Origin of the sequence: uncultured Campylobacter sp. (genome assembly GCF_938045205.1) — a bacterium.
Classification (GTDB): Bacteria; Campylobacterota; Campylobacteria; order Campylobacterales; family Campylobacteraceae; genus Campylobacter_B.
The window spans coordinates 1-2,147 of sequence record NZ_CALIMY010000013.1; the positions used below are offsets into that span (position 1 = coordinate 1).

2 protein-coding genes are annotated in these 2,147 nt (G+C 44.7%); both read right to left on the minus strand.

Features of this window, described 5'->3' with window-relative positions:
• Nucleotides 1–1,174: type II secretion system F family protein (locus tag Q0198_RS00650; protein WP_297893847.1), on the minus strand; the 1,174-nt coding region annotated here is incomplete at its 3' end.
• Nucleotides 1,171–2,147 (minus strand): GspE/PulE family protein (locus tag Q0198_RS00655; RefSeq protein ID WP_297893849.1); only part of this gene is annotated, 977 nt, incomplete at its 5' end. The genes Q0198_RS00655 and Q0198_RS00650, both read right to left, overlap by 4 nt.

Here is a 2,147-nt window from a genome sequence, read left to right on the forward strand (position 1 = left end):
CCGCCATAAAAAATAGCATGATCGGCTCGACGTAGCTTGAGATATTATCGATGATATCGTCGAATTTCTCTTTGTAATAGTCAGTGACGTTACCGAGCATCTTATCGAGGTTACCGGCTTGCTCGCCCGCACTGATCATCTGAATAAGCATACTCTCGTAAAGCCCTGTATTGTTAAACGCCTCGGTTAGGCTCACGCCTTGCTGCACGGCGATTTTAACGGTAGAGAGCTTCTCTTTTAAAGTATGATTATCCACCATTAAAACAGATGTATCTAGTGCATCTGCGATAGGAATACCCGCTCGCACAAGCTCTGTAAAAATAAGCATAAATCGCGACATGGTCGAGAAAAATATGATCTTGCCGAATAGATAGACCTTTAAAATCGTCTTGTCAAAGCCCTTTTTAAACTCAGGGTTATTGCGATATGCCCATCTAAGAGCTATGATAGTGCCTATGATGCCCGCTAAAACAAAAATTCCATAATTATTAAGCGTGCTTTCGATACCAAGTAGAATTCTAGTAGGTAGTGGCAAATCCGCGCCCAAATCCTCAAAAATCTCGCGGAATTTCGGCACGACATACATCATCAAAACCGAAAACGCAATTGCCATAACGATCATAAGGATCATAGGATAACGCATCGCCTTTTTAAATTTACGCTGGTTTTCCCAAAGCTCTTGAAGCATAGCGGCAAGCTTGGCTAGAGACTCTGCCATATTACCGGTTGCTTCGCCCAGACTTACCATCGCAACTACGACATCACCGAGCTGACCTCTAAATTTCTCCGTAGATTCGGTCAAGCTAAGACCTGCGTTAAGGTCATCATTCATCGCGCTGAAAATTTCTTTTAGCGTCTTATCCTCTGCCGCCCTTGCGACCTCTTTGATCGAGTCGTGGATTGAAATTCCGGCATTTGTCATAACCGAAAGCTGGCGGATCGACGCTACTAACGGTAACGTTCTAACTCTTCCGCTACCACCTAGCATGCGCGAAACCTGCGCCTTAAAATCGCCGCCCGTATTGGCAACGACTTGGGTTTCACCTCTTTTTACGATCGTCCCGCCTACGCGCTGCTTCATGAGATTGTTTGCTTGCACCTTATCGCTAGCTTGCAAAAACATCTTCCTTCTTGCGCCCTTGGCGTTGTATTCAACTTCTAATTGCTTTTTCATTGTTTAGCCACCCTATAAATTTCTTCTATACTAGTTACTCCGCGCGCAGCACGTATAACACCATCTTCAAACATATCTATAAAACCCTCCTCCTTCGCTAAGGCTCTCATATCGTCCTTTGAGCCACCGTTAGCGATCAAGCTCTGCATTTTATCGGTAATAGGTAAAATTTCACTAATCATCTCACGCCCCATATAGCCCGTTTGACCGCATTGATCACAACCTACGGCCTTAAAAAATGTGTATTTTTCAGGCAAGAATTCCTTTAGCTGATCAAGCATCGATTTAGGCAGATTTGTAGGCTGTTTGCAGTGTGGGCAAAGCTTTCGCACGAGACGCTGTGCCTCTACTGCAATGAGCGCACCGCTTATGAGGTAGGCTTCGATACCCATATCGACTATTCGCGGGATCGCACTAACGGCATCGTTGGTGTGTAGGGTCGAGAAAACCAAGTGTCCCGTAAGAGCAGCCTGGATCGCAATTCTAAGGGTCTCTTGATCACGGATCTCACCGATCATTATGATGTCGGGGTCTTGTCTTAAGATCGAGCGCAATGCTGAAGCAAAGGTAAGACCTGCTTTTTCGTTAACTTGGACTTGTTGGATTAAATTTACTTGATACTCTACCGGATCTTCTACGGTAATGACCTTTGTATCGATATTTTTAATATCGTTTAGCGCCGCATATAGCGTCGTAGATTTACCGCTTCCTGTAGGTCCGGTAACCAAGATAATACCGTATGGAGCCTTCATAGCGTTATTAAATTTCTTAAAGCTATCAGGGTGCATGCCGAGCTTTTCCAGGCTGATGATAACCTTGGATTTATCTAGGATACGCATAACGGTAGATTCGCCATTGATAATAGGCAGCGTCGAGATACGAAAGTCGTATTCGCGACCTGAAATTTTCATACTAAATCTGCCGTCTTGCGGCTTGCGACGCTCGGCGATATCCATATTTGAAAGTAGCTTCA